This is a genomic window from Paraburkholderia sp. RL17-373-BIF-A (genome assembly GCF_046030175.1).
Classification (GTDB): domain Bacteria; phylum Pseudomonadota; class Gammaproteobacteria; order Burkholderiales; family Burkholderiaceae; genus Paraburkholderia.
On the sequence record NZ_JARESO010000045.1, the window covers coordinates 48,646 to 69,132 of the forward strand.

A 20,487-nucleotide genomic window follows, 5' to 3' on the forward strand; every position below is an offset into this window, starting at 1 on the left:
CTTCCTCAGTGGGGCTGCTTGCGCCCGAAGAGCCGCGCGAAGTAATTCCGGATCGACTGCCACATCGCTTTGCGCATGAGTGCGCCCGCATCGAGAGGCACGACCGGCGCCGGTGCGGGGGGCGGGCGGCGCGCTTCGGTGGCCGGCCTGGGTGCAGCCGGTTCAGCGGACACGTTCGAAGCCTCCGGTTCACCCGCGGTGTTCAGCGCGGCGGCCGGAGTGGCCGGAGTGGCCGGAGTGGCCGGAGCCTGCGCCGCGGCGTGCGCTGCGTCTGCCTCGATAAGCGCGGTCAGGTTCTTGGCGAACTGGTTCAGCAGTTGCTGCGAGAGCGCCTCGATCATCCCGGCACCGCGTCCGTACTGCGCGACCGTGCCCGACAGGTTCACGTCCGAGACGACGTCGACTTTCGTCTTGCCATCGCCGGCGTCGGTGACGGCCGCGTTGATCTGCGCATCGGCGCCGCCGCGGCCCTTGGTGTCGGTGCCGCTTGCGGACACCACGACCGTGCGGTTGGCGTCGTTCTGTTCAGCAATCTTGAATTTGCCCGCGAACTTCAGCGTAAGCGGGCCGAGCTTGACGGTGAAGCCGCCCTTGTAGCTGCCGTCGGGCTGCTGTTCCTTGAGTTCCGCGCCCGGAAAACACGGTGCGGACCGTTCGATGTCGATCATGGTCTTCCAGACGTCGGACGGCGGTGCATCGACGATGAAAGATGAACGGATTGTGATTGCCATACTGCCTCCTCGGGCGGTTGGCCCGTACGGGCGCCGCTCCACTTATCTGGTAACTACCGAGTCGCGCGGCGCGTGAAACTGTCCCAGCGCGCGGGCACGCTCGCGTTTTATTTCATTGAGCGAGGGTCGACAGGAAATCGTCGAATACCGTTGCAAAAGCTTCGTGCATGTCGAACGCTCCAAAGTGCGCCGCGCCCGGAACGACTACGAAGCGGCTCGTCGGCAGCGCGTCGGCGATCTTCTGCGATACCGCTGGCGGAATGCTCGCATCGGCATCGCCCGCGACGACGAGCGCCGGTGCCGACACGCGTGGCAGTTCGCCCAGGTTGTCGAGCAGCGAGATCGCCTGCCAGTTCGCGCTCCAGCTGTACCAGTCGTCGGCGGCGAGGCGCGCACGGCACTTCTGGACGAGGTCGGGGCGCGGCGTATCGGCGGCGAACCAGCGCGTGATCGTGTCGTCGATCACTTCGGACATCGAGCCTTGCCGGCTCATGTCGCCGCGCATGAGAATGCGCGGGCGCACTTCGTCGGGAAATCCGCCGGCCGTTCCGCACAGAATCAGCGCACCGGCCAGCTCGGGAAACTGGATCGCGACACGCTGCGCAATCATGCCGCCCATCGACACGCCTATCAGGGTTGCGCCGGCAAGCCGTTCCTGGCGCAGCACCGCGGCGACGTCGGTCGCATGATCGGCGAGGGTGATGGGGGCGGTGACGAGGCTGGAGTCGCCGTGGCCGCGAATATCGATCGCGACGACGTCATACGATGCGGCCCAGTGATCGACATACTCGTCCCACCAGCTCCGGTCGACGCCGATCGGGTGAAGCAGAACCAGCGGCCTGCCCGTCCCGCGGCGGGAATAGGCGATGCGACCGGCTGGGATTTCGCAGAAAGTTGAATGAGACATGATGGTTTCGGGTAATGCGCGGGTTCCGGCAGGTGCTTCGCGCGATCGGCTAGCGAGTCGGCAGCCGAAAGCACGAAACCCTTGCTGCCCTCTGGACTGCCAGGCAGGTACGCTTGGGATGAGATGACGATTCGCGAGGCGCCTTGACGAACCGCAAGCCGTCTTCAGGCAGCAGCGGCTTTCGCCTTCAGGTCGAGCACAACCGCCTTCGCGCGACGCAGCCCTTCGGCCGCGACTGGAATGCCTGCGTAGACGCCGGCTTGCAGCACCACCTCGGCGATTTCTTCTTCCGTCACGCCGTTATTCACCGCTCCACGCGTATGCACTTCGAACTCGTGCCAGCGGCCGAGCGAGGCCAGCATCGCAAGGTTCAGCATGCTGCGTGTCGCGCGCGGGAGGCCCGTGCGGTTCCACACGTTGCCCCAGCACACGTCTTCCGTGTACTCGAGGAACACTGTGTCGAACAGGTGGGGATTGGTATTGCTCTGCGTGTGGCTCGAGCCCAGCACTTCTTTGCGGATCTTTGCGCCGATGGCACGGCGTTCGGATAGCGTGATGTCTTCCATGATTATCCTTCGGGGTTTAACCAGCTGTTGTAGGATTGTATAATGGTAGGCAGTATCAGAGCTTCGCTGCGGAATGTCAATATGATTGTATTACGAAGATCAGCGCGGCTCTTTTTTGATTCATATGACAAGGGGATGGAATGAATACCAACAGGCTGGTAGTGCGACCGGTGGCGACGCTGCGCCAGCAGGTGATCGACGGATTGCGCTCATGTATTAGCGACCTGACCTTCAAGCCGGGCGACCGGCTGATCGAGCGCGAACTGTGCGAAATGCTCGGCGTGAGCCGCACGCTCGTTCGTGAGGCGCTGAGTCAACTGGTGGCCGAGGGGCTGGTGCAGATCATTCCGCACAAAGGTCCGATCGTCTCGGTAATGACGGCAGACGAGGCGCGAGGGCTCTATGAAGTGCGCGCCGTACTCGAAGCACTGGCGGGCCGGCAGTTCACCGAGCGAGCGACGGTCGACCAGCGTGCCGAGCTGAAACAGGCGTTGGAAAAGCTCGCCTCGATGCGGGACATGCAAGGCCAGGAGGGCACCATGAGCTTCCTGAAACAGAAGGCGCAGTTCTATGACGTGATGCTCGAAGGCGCCAACAACCCGGTTCTCACGGAGATGCTACGGCTCGTCCATACGCGAGTGATGATGCTGCGCGCCACGACGCTTTCGCAGGCAGGGCGCCTTCCGCAAAGCTATGACGAAATCGCGACGATCGTCGATGCAATCATGCGCAATGACGCCGACGCAGCCGCGGCGGCGTGCAAGCGCCATGTCGAGCAAGCCGAAAGCCTCGCGGTCGAAGTGCTCGCGGCAGCAACCAGCTAAGTCAACGAAACGCCGCGTCTGCCGGCCTCTTTCGTACCCGGTACGTTAGAGGCGGAATCGTCGCCTCGACACGCAACGGTCCGGCTTGCGGACCGGTCCGATGAGCGGTACGCAACATGAGGCGCTCTTTTTCCCTCGTTACTCGCGGCGTTAGCCCTTCCCAGCGCGCTTTCCCGCCTAGGCCCAGACGGGTTTGCGGGCTGCGGACATCGCTCATTTCTTTCGATACCTCCCTGTATGACGCCGCGCCGTAGGCGTCTCCCGTGGCCAAAGGATCGGCAGACAGTAATACAATAATCTGTATTGCAATCACACTGCATTACGATATACTCCGCCAAATGACGAAATCGGGCGCTACGACCCGCATCGAGCAACGTGCTCGCTTATTTGGCGGCAGATAGGAGACGGGAAGAATGGGCATATCGCAGGGCGCCAAGGCGGCGCCGGTGGCTTCGGCCGAGTCTCAGGGATTCAGGTTGTCGCGCTACCAGTGGCTGGCGCTGATCTCGGCGTTCCTCGGCTGGATGTTCGACTCGATGGATCTGAATCTCTTCACGCTTGTGCTCGTGCCGAGCGTGAGCCAGCTATTGCACAGCACCGACGCGACCGAAATCAGCAAGATCGGCAGCTACATCATTGCGGGCAAGCTGCTCACGTGGGGCATCGGCGGCGTGCTGTTCGGGGTGGCCGCGGACCGGTTCGGCCGCTCTCGTGTGATGGGCTGGACCATCCTCATCTACGCGGCCTTCACGCTGCTGAGCGCATTTTCGAAGACCTGGCCTCAGCTTGCCGTCGCACAGGCGCTGGCCGGTTTCGGCATCGGCGGTGAATGGGCGGCAGGGGCCGCGCTCGTCGCCGAATCATGGCCCGGTCGCCAACGCGCCCGCGCCATGCAGATCATGCAGATGGCGTTCGCGTTTGGCTTTCTCGCGGCAGCGCTCGACAACCTGCTGCTTGGCCGCTTCGGCTGGCGCGTCGTACTCGGCGTGGGCGCCGCGCCCGCGCTCGTCACGATTCTCGTGCGCCGCTTCGTGCCTGAGCCTCAACGCTGGGTGCAAGTGCGCGACAGCGTCATAGCCGAATCGGCGATGCAAACTTTCACCGCCATCTTCGCGCCGGGATTACGCCGCAAGACAATCATCGGCGTGATCATCTCGTCGGCTGCCATGCTGGGCTGCTGGGGCGGTCTCACGTTTCTGCCGAGCTGGATTCACCAGTTGTCGGCTGCAGCCATTGATCATCGCGACGTCGGCAGGACGGTCAGCTACGCGTTCATTCTCATGATGATCGGTGCGACGCTCGGCTACCTTACGCTGATCTGGATGCTCGACGCACTCGGCCGGCGCATGTCGTACTTCATCTTTTCGGCAGGCTCACTCGTGGTGTCGCTCGTGCTGTTCATGACGGTGCATGACATCGGCCGGGTGCTGTGGCTGATGCCGGTGTACGGTTACTTCGTCATTGGCGCGTTCGGCACTTTTGCCGCTTATTTGCCCGAGCTCTTTCCGACCCGCGTGCGTGCGACAGGGCAGGGCTTCTGCTGGAACATGGCCCGCGCGCTGACAAGTATCGGTCCGATCGCCGGCAATGCGGTGGTCGCGAAGTTTGGTTCGTTCCCGGCTGCATCGGCGGCGGTGTCGCTGCTCTTTATTGTCGGCATGGTGTCGATCTGGTTCGGCCCCGAGACAAAGGGCGTTCCGCTCGACAACTGAGGATCACTGAAGACTACCGGGCAGGCGGAATCGTCCGCCCCGGCGATACAGGTGTTTCCTTCGTGCGATAGCGCTCGAAGGGAACGGGTGCGACGCGGCCCCAGTCGAGTCGCCGGACAGGATTTCGTTTTTGGCCTAATGGAACACACCTTGAGCACAGACATGCCGAAATCCGGCGCTTCGATCCGGGAGGCCACCGCAGACAGTCCATCCGCGCGCGTCTTCGACGTCGGAATCAACGAGCGGTTGCCACTCCCGCAACTGGCCGTGCTCGCGCTGCAGAACGTGTTCGGAATGACGGGCATGTTCGTGTTCCCGGGACTTCTCGGCCGCGCGTTTCATTTGTCCGATCCGCAGATCGCGTACCTGTATGGCATGACTTTCATGGCCTGCGGAATTGTCACGATTCTGCAGTCGGTGCTGCTGCTGCGTCTGCCGATCGCGCAGGGTCCCTACGCAGGCAGCTTTGGTGCGCTCCTGACGGTCGGTCATTTGCAGTCGGGTGGCCTGGGTACAGCATTCGGGTCGTTCTTCGCCGCGTCATTGATCTGGTGCGTGCTCACGGTGCCGATCCGTGGACGCAGCGTGGCGGGCATGTTCGCGAGGCATTTGCGCCTGCCTATCATTTCCGGAATGATCGTCATGCTGATCGTGGTGCAGATTGCCAGCGTCGCGCTGCCGACCTGGATCGGCAGCGCTAAAAGCCCCGGCTTTCCGGTCGTGAACCTGCTTTCCGGCGCGGTCGCAGTGGCCGGTATCGTTTTCGCGATGCTTTGGGGCGGCCGCCGGCTGCGGCGCGTCGCGATCCTGCTCGGCCTTGCGCTCGGCACGCTGGCCTACACGCTGTTCGAGCCGGTTTCGTTTGCGGCGGTGGCCGCTGCGCCGCTTCTCGTCGAGCCGCGCATCTTCCCGTTCGGTTTCGGCGTGCGCCTCGATCTCGTCGCAGTGTTCCTGCTCGTGCTGATTCCGGCGGGCATGGGATCGATGGCCCTCTACCAGACAGTCGCCGAATGGGGCGAAGAGACGCTCAGCCCAGGCCGCATGTCCGAAGGCCTGTTCGGCGTCGCGCTCGGCTCGGTGGTCGCGGCAGTGTGGGGTGGCTTCAGCACGATCGCGTATCCGGACAACATCGGCATTCTGCGCGCCACACGCATCGGTTCGCGCTTCGTGACGCTCGCCGCAGGCATCCTCCTGATCGTACTCGGCGGCTGCGTGAAGTTCGACATGCTGCTCGTCGTCGTCCCGATTCCGGTGATCTCGGCCGCCGCGACGCTGCTGTTCGGCATTGTCTTCATGCATGGCGTACATATTCTCGCGCAGGTCGAGTGGGACGATCGCCGCCTGATCGCGTCGGGGCTCGCGTTTCTCGTTGGCCTCGGCGGTCTGTTCATCTCACCGGAAGTAATTCATGCGATGCCGTTGATGCTCCAGCTCGTGCTTCAGCAGCCGGTGATCTCCGGCGGACTCACGCTCGTCGCATTACACTCGCTGCTTTGCTCGAAGCAGCAGCCGTCGAGCGCGTCGGCGGCCAGGCCTTCCCGCACGCAGAACCAGGCTTAGGAAACGCCGCAAAACATGTCCGGGCGGGCAGCGGCCTGTCCGGACTCTTCGACCCACGGTTATTTCTGGATGTAGTGCGCAGACACCGGGAAAAACGCCGTAATACAGATTTAATACTTTGTACTACGTATCAATAAAGAGAGCGAGCGCTCGGAGCGTCATTCGACACATATCAACGTGTTCGAAGGCGCGCCGCTTCGCAGCCATGAATCCAGGTTTGGAAAGGCGGGAGACATAGATGAAAATAAAGTTGGGGATGAAAGCGCTCATTGTCGGCGCAGCGCTGTTCGCCGAGGTGGCCCACGCGCAATCGAGCGTGCAGCTCTACGGGCTTCTCGATGCGTTCGTCGGCTACAAGAAGCCGATGAACGGTCAGTCGAGCGTGATCGCCGGTAACGGTGGCATGACGGCGCCGTACTTCGGCCTACGCGGGTCGGAGGACATCGGCGGCGGCACGAAGGTCATCTTCGACCTCGAAAGCTATTTCAATATCGAGAACGGCACGATGGGCCGCGCCGGTTTCCCGCATGACGGCCTGTTCTCGCGTAACGCGTACGTGGGAGTGACCGGCCCATACGGCACGGCGACTGCCGGTTTGATTCCGCCGCTGCTGTGGTTCTCGACCATTACGTTCAACCCCTTCGGAAACTCATTCGTGTTCTCGCCGAGCGTACTGCACAGCTACGTCGGCGTGAACGGCCAGGGCGTATTCGGCAATGCGGGCGAGTGGTGGAACGCCGTGTACTACGCGTCGCCGTCGTTCGGCGGCCTCATCGGCCGGGCCATGTACTCGTTCGGCAACGACCCAGGCCATCTCGGCCAGAACAAGTGGAGCGGCCAGATTTCGTACAACCGCGGCGCTTTCGCGACGTCGGTTGTTTATCAGCAGATCAAGTACAGCCTGAACGCCGGCGACCTCGACACCGTGCTGCCGGGACTGACGACGCAGTCGGTGGTGAACCTCGGCATGTCGTACGACCTTCACTACGTGAAGCTGTTTGGCCAGTACCAGCACGTGTGGGATTCGATTTCGAATGGCGACGTCGGCATCGATACCGGTCAGATCGGCTTCTCGATTCCAGTGGGCCTCGGCAGGATTCTCGGCTCGGACGCGTATTCGAAGAGTAGCGGCCATAGCTCGGTTTATCGCAACACCTGGGCGCTCTCGTATGACTACCCGCTATCAACGCGCACCGACATCTATGCGGCGGTGCTGTCCGATCGCGCGACCAGGATGTCGAGCGGCACCACGATCGGTGGCGGTCTGCGCACACAGTTCTGATCGACTGCCGGCGCCGACGACGCCGACGACGCGCGCGACATGCCGATCCGGCTCCGCCGGAGAGAAGCGGGTGCGCGAATTCAGACAGCAATGATGGGCCGTCGCATGCAGTTCGAACCCGACCTTCGTGCAACCACGGCCTCACGAATTTAACGATGTCAATGGAGGAACTATGTTTAAGAGTGGAAGGACCGGGAGCGGCGCGCGCAGGTTCGGTCGGCGGCCAGCAGTGGCCGCAATGACCTTGTTGGGGCTTTCAGGGAGTGCCGCTTACGCGCAAAGCAGCGTTACATTGTATGGCTCTCTGGACGGCGGCCTGCGCAATGTCGTGAACGGCACGAAGGCAGGCGGCGCGGCGCTGACGATGGCATCGAACGGCGTCTACAAATCGAATCGCTGGGGGTTTCTCGGGATCGAGGACCTGGGCGGTGGATATTACGCCCGCTTCAATCTGGAAGCGGGCTACATTCTGTCGACTGGTGCCAACAGCAGCACGACCAACCAGCTGTTCCAGCGTACGTCGACCGTCGGGCTAGGCGGCCCGTTCGGCGAGGTCAATATCGGCCATCAGTTCACGCTGCAGCACAGGTTGATCAAGGACTTCGAGCCGTTCGACCTGCACTATCTAGGCATTACCGAAGCGGCGGCGATTTCGGGCGGCACCAGCGGCCGCGACGACAACGCTATCCACTACCACGGCAACTTCGGCCCGTGGACGGCTCGCGCGGTCTATGCGCCGGGCGGCGTGGCAGGCAGTCTCGCTAGCGGCACCATGCTTGCGGGCGGCTTGAACTACCACACCAAACTGTTCAAGTTCGGTGCGGGCTATACGCATCGCTCAAACCCGTTTTCGGCCACGTCGAGCGCGTATTTCGCCAACAATCAATACACTGCGGGCGGCGCCGTGACGCTCGGTCCCGTCGACCTGATGGGTGGCTATTCGCTCGCAACCCAGGCGGTTCCCTCCACGGCGCACGGCGAGACGCGCAATCAATATTTGTGGGGCGGTTTTCGCTATCACGCGTCGTCGGTCTTCAACGTAACGGGTGCGTATTACGACGACAAGAACGCGACGAACGGCGTGGACGGCAGAAAGGACGTCGCCATTCTGGGCGTCAGCTATGCGCTGTCGAAAAACACTGAGCTTTACGCCGATATCGACTACACGCATTTCACGGGTGGCTACGTGACCAATGCAACGCTGAACCCGTCCTTGCATGAAAAACAGACGGGCGTCTCGTTCGGCATGAACCACTTTTTCTAAGCCGAACCGGACGTGAGGGACGCGTCGAATATCTTTGAGCCCATGCAACACGGGCTCGAAGGTTGCACTGATCTTTCCCGGTCGGGCGCCGGACGCGAGCCCTCATCGATACGAGCCGCCGGGGAGCGACTGGATGCCGGCGACTCAGTCGGAGCCGTGTGGCGAGCGATGAACGCGTGACCGTGATCAGCGACGACGCTGGTGAATTTGCAAAGACGGTCGAGGGCAGTCAACTGGCTCGCGGCCGGATCCTCGACTGGTTCCACATTGCGATGAAGTTCCAGGCGGCGCTGCGTCCCGTGTTCGGCAGCAAGATGATTGGCTCGATGGACCAGGAGCCAGTGGAGACCGAAATCACGCACGCGAAGTGGTTGGTCTGGCATGGCAAGGGCAGCAAGGCGGTCGAACGGATCAAGGCACTGGACAGTCGGCTGCTGGCGAGAGAAGGATACGAATTCAAAACACTGTGGTGGCATCTGAACACCGTCTCCAGTTACCTGAGGAACAACGCGCCCACGTTGGTCAACTACAGCGCGCGGCACCGCAAGGGCTTGCCGATCAGCAGCAGCATCGCCGAGTCTGCGGTGAACCAGGTTGTCAGCTACCGTATGGCCAGGAAGCGACAGATGCGCTGGACTGGTGAAGGAGCGCACTGCATGGCGCAGGTCAGAGTCGCGGTTTTGAACGGGGAATTCTCGTCACATCGCATCTCGGGGTTCAAGATAGCCGCCTCGCGACACGGTGAATGCACCACGGTAGCATTGCCAGGCCGGCACCGAGCACCGAACAGACCCTGCAACCCTGCCATAAGCCAGTGCGGTCAGACGAAATCGACCTCCCCAACTTTTGAACGGTCTCCGGTGGGCCGCGACCTCACACGTGAGCTGTTGACTGAACGGGCGCCTGACGCACGCCGCAGGAAAATCAATTTAATGCCGACCGGACCGAAATTTCGATCTGTAAAGCATTTTTTACAGACGACCTTCGCCGCCCGATTCACGTGCACTCACGAGCCGCACAAAATCGAGCCAAACCAACGACGACAGCCTGATCCCGCACGTTGCGCCGCTAGGCTGGAATCACATCAACCACCGGCGACTTTGTGTGGCACGCCGGGTCGCCGGCGTCGAGATTGTCAATGCAGCCGCCTACAGAAAAGATCTTTCAAGCTCGCCCAGTACGGCCTTTTCGGCCCTCGAAACCCTGCTCCCAATGCCGAGAAACCCTCCTGCCGCTTCCGCGATTCCCCGAGCACGACCCAGAAGGGTCGCCTTGAGCGCTTGTCTGGCTTCCTCGTTCAGTGTGGCCGAAAGCGCCTCAATGTACGCTTTCCATTTAATCAGCATTTCGGGAGGTGGTGGCTCTGCGAGCCATTGCTCGAGCGGTTGATAGTTCACCTCATGTTTGCTGAGGCCAGAAGGTTGAGCGCTACAAGCTTGTCGAGCAGACCGTCATCGGTGATGCCGGAAGCAGCGGAGAGTGCCTGCTTTTTTATTTTAGTATCTTCCGACTCCCTGAGGCGTTGGCGAAGCGCTTCGTTCTGCCTGGCAAAAAAAGATTCCTCCATCGCTTTCGCGCGATCACCCAGGTGCTCTTTACTCATGGTTTCCTCCGCGGGAAAAATCTGACGATTCGACGATCCTGTGCCTCAAAGCTACGGCACACGTCTCGTATGCATGGATGCCAGGCGCGGGCCGTGGGTGACCAAAAAACTGACGACGGCCCCTAACCGGCGGCAAAGTAAATCGCGGGGGCGTCGGAGCTAGGTAGCCGGAACATCTCGCTTGTCGGCATCGTCTCTTCCCGGGCTAACGAAACGGCTGCGGATGCTGCTGTGCGAATACGACGTGTGGGGCGCAAGAAGGCACCCTGCAATTCCGGCGCAGCACCGAGATGGCTTGATCCGGCCCGGAGTTCGTCACTTGTCACTCACTCGACGATGCCGGCGAGATATTCAATGTCCTTCTCGATACGTAATCGGGCTTCCTTTGTGGCGCCGTCACGTGTGTTGGCAATAAGTGGCAGGATCAATCCGCTACCCTTAAATTCGTGCTGGAATTGCACCCACGCGGCATAGGCACAGACACCAGAATCCTTTTGCACGACGTTAAGCGTGACGTCGTATGTGCGGCGCTTACCGCGCATGCGCGGTGTATTGGAACTTTGCTATTTGAGATCTGTACATTTGGGCTCCTTTCGTGCGCGGCCGTTTCTGCTTCGGACAACCGCGTCATCAAATCAGGCCGCGCCTGCGTCCTCAAGTTTGGCTTGGTAAGTCATGTGAGGAGACTTAGGGGCCAAGCCTTACTGGCTTGCGCCCGATGCCGCAGCAGCTTCCGAGGCAGCCGCAGCCGGTGCAGAAGCAGCCGACGTATCGCTAGCAGCGCTTGGCGCAGCCGTTTCGCCAGACTTGTTGCATGCAGCAAGAGCCACCGCAGCCAACAGGAATGCTACCAGGAGAGATTTCTTCATGTCACGCCCTGCTATGGTTAAAGGTAAGCAACAGCGCAAAGTAACCCTAATGTGCTCCGCGAGAAACCGTCATCAACTGCCTGCGAATGTTTGACGGAACGCTGCTCGCGGCAGGACCTGCCTGGTGCTGCTTCGCATCAGTAAATGTTTCCCGTACCCCTTACGCGGTTGGACGGCCTCCGAACGGATGGCGGGGCAGGGTTTGCCATCGACAAAAGCAGTCGCACTGCGCACGGCAAATTCATAAGCGCAATTCGGACTCGCGGACTGACCGGGATTGCCCAATGAGGTAGATTCCCCGTCCTTATTCACGATACAGGCGCGCTCCGAACGTGTTGCCCTGCCTCGTAATGGATGGCCGTATCGCTGCGCCACGATGATATCGAACCATCAAATTCCCTTTGATACATGCACAAAAGAAAGGTTATTGTAATGTACCTATTCGAGGAAAAAATCGCTGTTACTTTTCATCATGAGACGCTTAAAAATGGCAAAAATAACGTCGCGCGCTACTCTCACCTGACCATAAGCGAGATCCGGACGACGCCGGTTGGTCATAAAGCGGAACGGCATCACAGCAACGCATTCGACAGCATGTGCCAACCCATCAGCCAAGCCAAACGACGACAGCAACGCCGCAATTCCAAGGCCAGCGTCGGGAATCGTCGCGGTTCGAGCGCTGGCCCGAGGACGAACCGCTGCCCTTTTGTCCGGATCCGCACGCCGATGCGCGACTGCAGGAGATACCCGAACAATGAATATGATTGCCGCCGCCGCGCTCGCCTTTACGGCAGTGCTTGCCTTCGCGGCCGCTCCCTCATCGGTCGAGTGGATCGGCATCACCGAGATCGCCGAGGGCCGCGGTGAAAAGGGGGCGTGGCGCCAGAACGACTCGCGCTACGACTATGTCGATGACGCGACGGTTGCCTTCGATTCCGCCGACGGTGTCAAGGTGGCATGGGTCGACCAGAAGAAGAAAGATGTTTTCCATCAGTCGCTCTCAGCCGACGGAACTGCGCAAGGCCGACCGGTTAACGTGTCGCGCAATCCGGCGACATTTTCCTGGCTGCCTCGCATGGTGGTGGCGCCGGGAGACCCGGGCAAGATCGGCCTACTTTGGCAGGAGATCATTTTCTCCGGCGGATCGCATGGGGGCGATATCCTGTTCGCGCGCTCCACCGACGGCGGCGCCAGCTTTTCCGCGCCCATCAATTTGTCGAACTCGCGTGGCGGGGACGGCAAAGGACGGCTGGACCGCGACACCTGGTCAAACGGCAGTCTTGACCTGGCGATGGCGCCGGACGGCGCCTTGCTGGCCGCGTGGACAGAGTACGACGGCATGCTGTGGCTGGCCCGCTCGACCGACGGCGGCGCCAGCTTTTCGCGGCCCGTGCATGTAGCCGGCGACGGCAAGCGGCCGGCGCGTGGCCCGTCGCTGGCAACCGGCCCCGGCCAAACCGTCTACCTGGCCTGGACGGTCGGCGCTGACCGCAGTGCCGATATCAGCGTTGCCCAGTCGGACGACGGCGGCCAAACCTTCGGGCGGCCGCACGTGGTTGGGGCTGGTCCCGGCCATGCCGACGCGCCACGTCTGGCCGCAGGGCGAACCGGCACGCTGCACCTGGTATATGCGGAAAGCGAAGACGGGCCGTCGGGCCGCTACTATGTGCGCTACGCCCAATCCATCGCCGGTGTGGGTAAGTTCGGCATTCCGCAGGTTATCTCGCAGCCGCAGCGACATGCCGGCAACGGCGCCGCGTATCCGGCCGTGGCAGTCGACCGGCAAGGGACGCTACACGTGGCATGGGAACTGTTTCAAGGTGCTTCAACCCGGCCGCTGGGACTGGAGTTCACCGTCTCGCGCGATGACGGGCACAGTTTTTTGCCGCCGCAACTGGTGCCAGGCAGCCAGGACGAGCGGGGCGGGACAAATGGCAGCCATCAGGGACTTCTGGGCAAAAAACTTGCTGTCGGCGGCGACGGCAGGATTGCCGTCGTCAACACCAGCATGAAATTGGGCGGGCACAGCCGTGTGTGGCTAATGCTCGGGCGGATGAATGCGAGCGGCACCGCTGGGCCGCTAGGCGAAGACCATCCTGCATACTGTATCCCGTGTTTCACGGACGAAAGCGGGACACCGCCATGCGAAGTTTCCGACGGCCTGGACAAACCTCGGAAAGCGCCGAACCCCCGCCACCATGTGACCGCGCGCGGCCCATGGTGTTTGAATGGCCGCAGTTCGTTACACACCGGACGGCCGCGAAGCAGCTCGCACTTCATCAAAAAACGACTTCCGAGCATTTGATGCCATAAACCAAGCTGAACCCAATTTATTTCACGGATCGCACGAGTGCGGCATGGGCCCGCAATGGCTAAAGCCACCCGTCCACCGCACGACTTCACGCACGCTCCGGGCGAGCCTTTCAGCAATTCACAACATAAACAGGTCACCCGGTCAGCGAGCATCATAAAGTTTCGTTATAAACCGAGAATCATGAACGGGGTTGCCGACCATGCCGGGAATGAAACAGACCGATCCAAGCCACTGAACCTCCGAAGGCACATACGGTGTCCGTCTACTCCCGGTTCACGTAGTCGAGCGTACGGCCACTATTACGCCGACGTTGACGACGAAGATGAGCCCGTTAGACGTTTCTCCGCGACCACGGCGCGCAGCGTCGCAGCGTTAGCGATTAAATACCCAGGAGCAGTGAACGTTGTCGATTAATTCCCATAAGGGCGAATTGATGTCCCATAGCATTCCTTTGATCACAACCATCGCAACCGCACTTGGGTTGGCCCTCGTGCTGGGCTTTCTTGCTATTCGCATCAAAATTCCGGCGCTCGCTGGTTACCTGTTGGCCGGGGTGCTAATTGGCCCATTTACGCCGGGCTTCGTCGCCAATACGGAGATTGCGGCAGAACTTGCCGAAATCGGTGTGATGTTGCTGATGTTCGGCGTTGGGCTGCGTTTTTCCCTGGATGACCTGATGAAGGTGCGCAAGATCGTTGTGCCGGGTGCTGCGATACAAATGGCCTTCGCGACGGCACTTGGCACCGGCTTAGCGGCTACTTGGGATTGGGGCCTCGGGGGATCGCTAGTTTTCGGTCTGGCGTTGTCGGTTGCGAGCACCGTAGTGTTACTCAGGGCACTTGAGGCGCGTGGCGCCCTGGAGTCAATGAACGGACATATCGCAGTGGGCTGGGTGGTGGTCCAAGACCTTGCCATGGTGCTCGTGCTCGTACTACTGCCGCCCTTGGGTGGGTGGCTCAGCGGCAAAACCCCAGTCAGTGGCGCGGCGAATTTGTGGCAGACCCTCGGAATCACGCTTTTCGAGATTGCAGCGTTCATCACTTTGATGCTGGTGGTTGGTCGCAGAGCCTTTCCGTGGCTGCTTTGGCAGGTTGCCCGCACGGGCTCCCGAGAGTTATTCACCCTGTGCGTTGTGGCGACAGCCGTCAGCGTTGCCTTCGGGGCTGCCAAGCTATTCGGCATATCCTTCGCTGTGGGGGCATTTTTCGCTGGCATGATGATGCGCGAGTCCGAGTTCAGTCACCGTGCTGCGGAAGAGTCGTTACCGCTGCGTGACGCGTTCGCCGTCTTGTTCTTTGTTTCGGTGGGGATGCTGTTCGACCCGATGATTCTGGTCGACCAACCACTTCGGGTCGTTGCCGTGCTGGGCGTAATTATTGTCTGCACCCCGATCGCCGCCGCCGGTTTGGTCCTCGTCTTTGGCTACCCGTTGAACACCGCGCTCACGGCGTCAGCGAGTTTGGCTCAGATTGGCGAATTTTCATTCATCTTAGCTGGGCTGGGGGGACGCCTAGGATTACTCCCGCTGGAAGGACAAAGCTTGATTCTTGCCGGGGCACTAATCTCAATTGCCGTCAACCCGCTAGTTTTTAAAGCTGTAGAGCCACTTCAGGTTTGGATCCGGTCGCGCTCTTTGCTCGCCCGCAAACTGGAACGGCCGGATGACCCCTTGGCCGAGTTGCCTGCGGCGACTAGTGAAGTGTATTTGTCGGGACAAGTTGTTTTGGTGGGCTATGGCCGAGTTGGACGGCGTATCGGCGAGAAGCTCGCCGAACAAGCTATTCCCTTTGTCGTGGCCGAACAGAATCGCGAACTCGTCGAGCGACTGAGAGAAGGCGGAATTGCAGCGGTCTTCGGAGACGCCTCGGACCCAGGAGTACTGATTCAGGCGCATATCGCTCAAGCCGGCATGCTTGTCGCCGCTATTCCCGACACCTTCAGAGTGCGTCAAATGATCAAGACGGCCCGGATACTCAATCACGGGATCGAAGTCGTCGTGCGTACTCACAGTGAAGAAGAGGCCATACTGCTAGAGCGGGAAGCGGCCCAGAAAGTCTTTTTCGGTGAAAATGAACTTGCCAAGGGAATGAGTCACTTTGTATTGCAGCGATATGGGAAGGCTCCGTCCGATGACATGGTTGCTGGCAGCAGTGATTGAGCACCAGCGCAGTTTCGTAGTCCGCGGGTACATGTCCCGCGTTGGCATTGTCACGCTGCCGGCATGTTGCCGGAAATGCACCGACAATTGCGAGTAGGAAACGAACCGACTTGCAGCAAAGCGCACCTGCCAACGACGCGATCTCCTACTCGGGATACCGCTTCCCGGCCGACGTGATCAGCTACGCAGTGTCGCTGTACTACCGTTTTCCGCTGAGTCTGCGCATGGTCGAGGAGTTGCTTGACACACCGAGAAACTCGAAGGCCATCCACGTATGGCGTGCGCTTACGCACTACGTTGCCGGTAAATCCGCAAAGCCGATGGTGTTCCTGCGGAAGCATTTGGGTTACCGCATTTTTCTACTTGGTGCGCTTAGGCGCGACGGGGTAACGACGACTCGTCGTGCACCTTCGCTCGCAGGATTTGCGAAGTGCCCCTCGCTCTCCGGTTGCAGACCTGCCGCGCCGGGCGGCACTGCTCGACAGTACTGTCGTAGAAAGCGGAGCAGGACGTGGTGAATTGGCTCTCCAAGGGATGGATCTTCGCAGGGACGTCAAGCTGCACCTGCTCAGGAAGCGGAGCAAGCTGGACTTGCTCAGTCAATGTCACGTATTTCCGCCGCTAACCGCAGAGCGACGCCTCCCGGCAATTGGGGGTCCAGGTCGGCACTTTCGGTATTCGCGGTTCCCTATTGTCGACCGTCCGGTCAGCGGCCCTTAGCGGACTCGCCAACGCGTGTGCGCGACAGGTAGCTTCGGGTCGAAAGTACGCATCCGGGTTCGGTGAAGCCGGTCATTCGCGACCGCCGCCCAGTGAGTGTCAGGGAAGTGACTCGTAGCCGCCTTACCAACGCCGGTAGTCGAATGACTGTAATGGCCGAAGAACACCCTCTCGTGCACCAGCGGGACACGATAACTGGCAATCTGCATCGTCTCTGGTTGCGCGGTTTATCGCGTTCAGGCAGGGTTGGGTCTTGTGCTTCAGATTCACGGTCCGGCGTTCAGATCAACAGAACCTAACCGCCGGCGTAAAGGCTCCGCTGAAATGTCGTCAGCTGACCCGACTACAATGGATGCTAGCCAAAAGACGAATGCGACCAGCCATGCATCTTCACTCGATTCATCGAGCGCGGAAACAAACAGCCCGGCCCGTCTGGATCGCCGTGTGCGTCGCGCTCCTTCTGTCGTCGCCAGCCCTCCTTGCCGAGGACGAAAAGCCGGGTATTGCCTTTTCCACGATCGAGCCCGGCGCTCCACTGCCCGCAGGCTGGAAGAACCTGCCGGTCGCGCACGGCAAGCCTGTGACGCAATACACGCTCGTTCACGACGACCACATCACCGTCCTGCGGGCGGACGCGAACCGCTCTGCTTCTGCGCTGATGCACGAGGGTAATATCGACCTGGTCCGCACACCCGTCGTGGCATGGCGCTGGAAAGCAGAAAAACCGATCGAGGGCGCCGACAATCGCGTCGGATCGAAGGAAGACGCGCCAGCGCGACTGGTGTTCTTATTTGACGGCGACAAAAGCAAGCTATCGTTTTTTGACCGGGCCAAGATGGACCTGGCAAAGAACTTGGGTGGCAAAGAGTTGCCCTATGCCACGCTGATGTATATCTGGTCGACCGCCGCCGCGCCGGGCGCCGTTATTGCCAACCCTCACACGGACCGCGTACAGATGATCATAGTCTCCGGTCAGCACGGCGACGCGGGTCAGTGGCAAAGCCTGCGCCGCAATATCGTGCACGACTACGAGCGGGTCTTTCACGAACCGCCAGGACGAATCACCGGCTACGGGCTGCTGAGCGATACCGACAATACCAGTACTACGACACGCGCCTGGTACGGAGACGTCGAGTTCCTGACCGGGCCTTGATAACTTAAAGCCGCCGAACTAACTGAACTCTTTGGAGCGATGCGAGTGACTGTCGTTCAGTTCTTTCGCCGTAAGCTGCCAGTCGACACCATGCTCCTTGCGCCAACGACAGGTTTGTGGCGGGTAGGTCAGCGGGTACAACCGGCCAGTTTGAGCCGTTCGACATCGGCGCCTAGATCGTTCAATCGTCGCTTGACATCCGCATCACTGGAACGGAGCCGCTAACATTTCGAAGATAAGGGTTTCGCGTGAACTGTGGCCAACGTATGAAACGTCCTTCACTGATCGCGGATAGCTTGCTTTTCATGCTCCTCTTTTTCGCAGGCCCAGGCCGGGCGGAGGGAAGATATCTATGAAAATAACTGGGGATCGCGGTGTCCTTGCGGCGTGGTGTTTTTTTATCGAATTTCTCGCTTTATTATGGGAGTGTCATTTGCCCTTCCACAGGCGGCGAAAGCGGATAGTACCTTGCATTGCGCCAAGCCTAACATGAATGCCGCGGTGGGCGCTAAGCAAGACTTGGCTGCATTGATCAGCCGCATACAGCGCACCGTCGAGGAAATTGAGTGGCCGCTTGCGGCGAGTCCGACGGTCCGCAAAGGGTCGACTACGATCTCTCGTCGCTGTTGTGCGTGAGGTATATATCCCGGCGATCACGATCACGGATCAAGGTGATCGCGTCGCCGATCCGACTGATCAAGAATCAAGAATGCTGGAACAAGCAGGCAAGGCTCCACGCATCTGAATTCCACAGCCTACAGCAACGGATTGCTATCCCAACCGATTGCTGTGCGCAGTGTCGCCCTGTAGGATTTCCCCACTCATTGGGAGGCGACGATGCAGTTCGACTACAAGGACTTCCATATCGAGGCGTCACCTCTCGATGAAGGCGGCCATTACTACGCCCGTGCAAAGATCTACCGGCGCGCCTCGGTGGGCGGCGACACCGTCGAGGTCAAATGGTCAGGCGATCTAGGCGACTATCCCTCCGACGCAGCCGCTATCGAGGCGGCGCAGCGCTGGGCGATCCAGTGGTGCGACGAGAACTCGGCATAGGCCGAGCGCTTAGACTCCTCGAATCAGATCATTGGAGACAGCTATGCAGCCTTGCAATGCCTGTCGCGAATTAGTTGTCAAGCCATCCAGCGTTCCCCCGCATGGCGATCTTGCCGCTTCCGGCGTCAGTGCAATCGGGCCGTCGGGCCACATAACGAAAATCAGCAGCAACCGGAATTGCACGGTCTGCGGAAGCTGGCTGTACCAGAATACTGCTGATGGCACTCCTCCTAACGAGTGGGCGATGAGCGAGCATCAGCTAGCTTGGCCCGAGAAGGCGTGACAAGCGGTGCTTCGAAGATCACGATGGAGACTGGCATGCTGCGACGCAACGAGCTATATAGGGAATGTAGACTGGACGTCGCAGTCGATGGTGACGCACTTACCGGGTTCTACATCGCCGCGCAGACAATACAACTCGCGGCGATCGGCGAGGCACGCAACGTTCCGATGCCAATTGCTCGATTCCGTGACGCGTCGGGTGCATTCGCAGACGGGTTCAATCGGCTTCGCGCTGCGGTTGACGAACACGAAGGCAAGCCAGGCTAGTCTTGCACATTGGTTCACGGAACCCTGCGCGAAGGCACGCGCCACACGGGAACGGTTGGCTACAACGTGCAGGTTGCAGTTGACGTGAAACGATTGGCTCATGTCGGGCCGGAAGCTACCGTTCACGAGTCGTTTCGGAACAGCTCAACGGGGTCGAGGGTCGTCAGTGCCGGCGGCCGTATCCCGGCCAGACGCAACCGGTGGGCCGGAGACGAAGCTGTTCTGCCGAGTGCGGCTTGAATGTGCCGCTTGTTGTCCGAGCACCCGCGTGGCCAGGTCATCTTTCACCTGCACTTCGATAGCATTCGAGCTCTCATTCCGGCCTGTTGAAGACGCCTGCTTCGAGATCTTTCGTGAAATGCTGTAGCCAATCGCTTTCGTCGCCGATCACGTATTCTTTCGTAACCTGCGTCGATAGCCGGGCTATGGTGACGTAGCCCTGTAGACCAAGGTTCTCGTCACCTTTCGGGTCCGTCGTATCTGTTTCCAGAAGAGCGAAATCGCCTTCTGCAAAACCGCTACGCTCCAGGGTCGCTAGAAAGTCTTTGTGTTCATCCGGTTCGATCAGCCGCATGTTCGGCCCCTCGTGTTCAACGGCGACGTCGTGGAGCCCTATCGTTACGAGGACCGACGACACCCGCTCAAGTGTGGAAATCTGCGCACCGCACCCATGAGGTACGCGTCGTAGTCGCCCCAGTATCGTACTGCCAGGAAGCAAGCGTCACTATTGCTTGCCGTTCTATCGCTTGGGCCCTTTCATGCTTTCCGACTCCGTGGCTGCATTCCGTTCACCGCTCGCCTCGATGGGTTCCATCGCTTCGTCAATCGAGGCCATTGTGCGGCAGAGCGCCACGACGACAGTATGAACTACGTACCGACTAACAGGTGGGTGCTGTTCGGCCATCTTTTCGCCGCAATCGCCGGCGCAGTTGCTGACTGTTTGCTGCCATGAAAATTGGCGATGGATTGAAGCTGCGCAGGGACGCTCGTGGAGACAGCGCTATGGCAACGGTTCTGCTTGCGGATGATGACATGGGGTTGCTCGGTTCACTTGGCATTCTGATAGCTGCAGAGGGGCACCTCGTTCGCACCGCGACCAATGGTGGCGATGCGCTGCGCCTCGCTCTGGAAAGTCGGCCTGATATTGTGGTCACAGACTGCGCAATGCCGGGGATGGATGGAATCGCACTGCTGCGAAAGCTGCAGCAATACCCTGAAC

17 protein-coding genes and 2 pseudogenes are annotated in these 20,487 nt (G+C 60.3%); 13 read left to right on the forward strand and 6 right to left on the reverse strand.

What is annotated here, in order from left to right; translation table 11 throughout:
* Nucleotides 1-5: 5 nt before the first annotated feature.
* From P0D80_RS36195 to P0D80_RS36205, 3 genes are all read right to left on the reverse strand, one after another.
* Nucleotides 6-731 (reverse strand): SRPBCC family protein, encoded by a 726-nt coding sequence (locus tag P0D80_RS36195; protein ID WP_408290999.1) that lies wholly within the window; start codon nt 729-731, stop codon nt 6-8.
* A 112-nt stretch (nt 732-843) separates the two neighbouring features.
* Nucleotides 844-1,638: an alpha/beta fold hydrolase gene (locus tag P0D80_RS36200; RefSeq protein ID WP_132380875.1), complete on the reverse strand. Its 795-nt coding sequence runs from the start codon at nt 1,636-1,638 to the stop codon at nt 844-846.
* Nucleotides 1,639-1,802: 164 nt separating this feature from the next.
* A complete protein-coding gene (locus tag P0D80_RS36205; RefSeq protein ID WP_132380874.1) occupies nt 1,803-2,204 on the reverse strand; it encodes a carboxymuconolactone decarboxylase family protein in 402 nt (133 codons plus the stop codon).
* 140 nt (nt 2,205-2,344) lie between these two features.
* On the opposite strand from P0D80_RS36205, the gene P0D80_RS36210 reads away from it, so the two are divergent.
* The 6 genes from P0D80_RS36210 (at nt 2,345) to P0D80_RS36235 (ending at nt 10,474) form a co-directional block, all read left to right on the forward strand.
* Nucleotides 2,345-3,028: a GntR family transcriptional regulator gene (locus P0D80_RS36210; protein ID WP_408181256.1), complete on the forward strand. Its 684-nt coding sequence runs from the start codon at nt 2,345-2,347 to the stop codon at nt 3,026-3,028.
* 413 nt (nt 3,029-3,441) lie between these two features.
* Nucleotides 3,442-4,740: an MFS transporter gene (locus tag P0D80_RS36215; RefSeq protein WP_408291003.1), complete on the forward strand. Its 1,299-nt coding sequence runs from the start codon at nt 3,442-3,444 to the stop codon at nt 4,738-4,740.
* 150 nt (nt 4,741-4,890) lie between these two features.
* On the forward strand, nt 4,891-6,300 hold the full coding sequence (locus P0D80_RS36220) for a uracil-xanthine permease family protein (protein ID WP_408291005.1): 1,410 nt from the start codon (nt 4,891-4,893) through the stop codon (nt 6,298-6,300).
* 238 nt (nt 6,301-6,538) lie between these two features.
* On the forward strand, nt 6,539-7,582 hold the full coding sequence (locus P0D80_RS36225; protein ID WP_408291007.1) for a porin: 1,044 nt from the start codon (nt 6,539-6,541) through the stop codon (nt 7,580-7,582).
* Between the two features lie 238 nt (nt 7,583-7,820).
* Entirely contained in the window at nt 7,821-8,846 is a 1,026-nt protein-coding gene (locus P0D80_RS36230; protein ID WP_408181260.1) for a porin, read from the forward strand.
* 158 nt (nt 8,847-9,004) lie between these two features.
* Complete coding sequence (locus P0D80_RS36235; RefSeq protein WP_408291010.1) at nt 9,005-10,474, forward strand: hypothetical protein; 1,470 nt, start codon at nt 9,005-9,007, stop codon at nt 10,472-10,474.
* 301 nt (nt 10,475-10,775) lie between these two features.
* Here P0D80_RS36235 and P0D80_RS36240 read toward each other — a convergent pair whose 3' ends face one another.
* Both P0D80_RS36240 and P0D80_RS36245 read right to left on the reverse strand, forming a co-directional pair.
* Entirely contained in the window at nt 10,776-10,991 is a 216-nt protein-coding gene (locus P0D80_RS36240) for a hypothetical protein (protein ID WP_408181262.1), read from the reverse strand.
* A 765-nt stretch (nt 10,992-11,756) separates the two neighbouring features.
* Entirely contained in the window at nt 11,757-11,951 is a 195-nt protein-coding gene (locus tag P0D80_RS36245; RefSeq protein ID WP_408181263.1) for a hypothetical protein, read from the reverse strand.
* A gap of 121 nt (nt 11,952-12,072) precedes the next feature.
* On the opposite strand from P0D80_RS36245, the gene P0D80_RS36250 reads away from it, so the two are divergent.
* The 5 genes and pseudogenes from P0D80_RS36250 to P0D80_RS36270 all read left to right on the forward strand — a co-directional run bounded on the left by P0D80_RS36250 (nt 12,073) and on the right by P0D80_RS36270 (nt 18,719).
* The gene (locus P0D80_RS36250; RefSeq protein WP_408291013.1) at nt 12,073-13,623 is read left to right on the forward strand and encodes a sialidase family protein; all 1,551 of its coding nucleotides are present in this window, start codon (nt 12,073-12,075) and stop codon (nt 13,621-13,623) included.
* A gap of 442 nt (nt 13,624-14,065) precedes the next feature.
* The gene (locus tag P0D80_RS36255) at nt 14,066-15,790 is read left to right on the forward strand and encodes a cation:proton antiporter domain-containing protein (protein ID WP_408181275.1); all 1,725 of its coding nucleotides are present in this window, start codon (nt 14,066-14,068) and stop codon (nt 15,788-15,790) included.
* Nucleotides 15,791-15,930: 140 nt separating this feature from the next.
* Nucleotides 15,931-16,032 (forward strand): annotated as a pseudogene (locus tag P0D80_RS36260) (IS6 family transposase); the annotation flags it as partial.
* A gap of 860 nt (nt 16,033-16,892) precedes the next feature.
* Nucleotides 16,893-17,663, forward strand: a complete 771-nt coding sequence (locus P0D80_RS36265) for a DUF3047 domain-containing protein (protein WP_408181265.1) — start codon at nt 16,893-16,895, stop codon at nt 17,661-17,663.
* Nucleotides 17,664-18,500: 837 nt separating this feature from the next.
* Nucleotides 18,501-18,719 carry a hypothetical protein gene (locus P0D80_RS36270; RefSeq protein WP_408181266.1) on the forward strand — a complete coding sequence of 73 codons (219 nt, stop codon included), beginning with the start codon at nt 18,501-18,503 and terminating at the stop codon, nt 18,717-18,719.
* A gap of 862 nt (nt 18,720-19,581) precedes the next feature.
* On the opposite strand, the gene P0D80_RS36275 is transcribed toward P0D80_RS36270, so the two are convergent.
* Nucleotides 19,582-19,842: a transcriptional regulator gene (locus P0D80_RS36275; RefSeq protein ID WP_408181267.1), complete on the reverse strand. Its 261-nt coding sequence runs from the start codon at nt 19,840-19,842 to the stop codon at nt 19,582-19,584.
* A gap of 267 nt (nt 19,843-20,109) precedes the next feature.
* Between P0D80_RS36275 and P0D80_RS36280 the strand changes: the two are divergent.
* Together P0D80_RS36280 and P0D80_RS36285 are read left to right on the forward strand one after the other, a co-directional pair.
* Nucleotides 20,110-20,196, forward strand: a pseudogene (locus P0D80_RS36280) (carbon starvation CstA family protein); the annotation flags it as partial.
* 74 nt (nt 20,197-20,270) lie between these two features.
* Nucleotides 20,271-20,487: response regulator transcription factor (locus P0D80_RS36285; protein WP_408291016.1), on the forward strand; the 217-nt coding region annotated here is incomplete at its 3' end.

Coding starts and splice junctions, on each gene's coding strand:
- P0D80_RS36195 (WP_408290999.1), bottom strand. CDS start 731: ATGGCAATCACAATCCGTTCATCTTTCATCGTCGATGCACCGCCGTCC.
- P0D80_RS36200 (WP_132380875.1), bottom strand. CDS start 1,638: ATGTCTCATTCAACTTTCTGCGAAATCCCAGCCGGTCGCATCGCCTAT.
- P0D80_RS36205 (WP_132380874.1), bottom strand. CDS start 2,204: ATGGAAGACATCACGCTATCCGAACGCCGTGCCATCGGCGCAAAGATC.
- P0D80_RS36210 (WP_408181256.1), top strand. CDS start 2,345: ATGAATACCAACAGGCTGGTAGTGCGACCGGTGGCGACGCTGCGCCAG.
- P0D80_RS36215 (WP_408291003.1), top strand. CDS start 3,442: ATGGGCATATCGCAGGGCGCCAAGGCGGCGCCGGTGGCTTCGGCCGAG.
- P0D80_RS36225 (WP_408291007.1), top strand. CDS start 6,539: ATGAAAATAAAGTTGGGGATGAAAGCGCTCATTGTCGGCGCAGCGCTG.
- P0D80_RS36230 (WP_408181260.1), top strand. CDS start 7,821: ATGACCTTGTTGGGGCTTTCAGGGAGTGCCGCTTACGCGCAAAGCAGC.
- P0D80_RS36240 (WP_408181262.1), bottom strand. CDS start 10,991: ATGCGCGGTAAGCGCCGCACATACGACGTCACGCTTAACGTCGTGCAA.
- P0D80_RS36250 (WP_408291013.1), top strand. CDS start 12,073: ATGAATATGATTGCCGCCGCCGCGCTCGCCTTTACGGCAGTGCTTGCC.
- P0D80_RS36255 (WP_408181275.1), top strand. CDS start 14,066: ATGTCCCATAGCATTCCTTTGATCACAACCATCGCAACCGCACTTGGG.
- P0D80_RS36265 (WP_408181265.1), top strand. CDS start 16,893: ATGCATCTTCACTCGATTCATCGAGCGCGGAAACAAACAGCCCGGCCC.
- P0D80_RS36270 (WP_408181266.1), top strand. CDS start 18,501: ATGCAGTTCGACTACAAGGACTTCCATATCGAGGCGTCACCTCTCGAT.
- P0D80_RS36275 (WP_408181267.1), bottom strand. CDS start 19,842: ATGCGGCTGATCGAACCGGATGAACACAAAGACTTTCTAGCGACCCTG.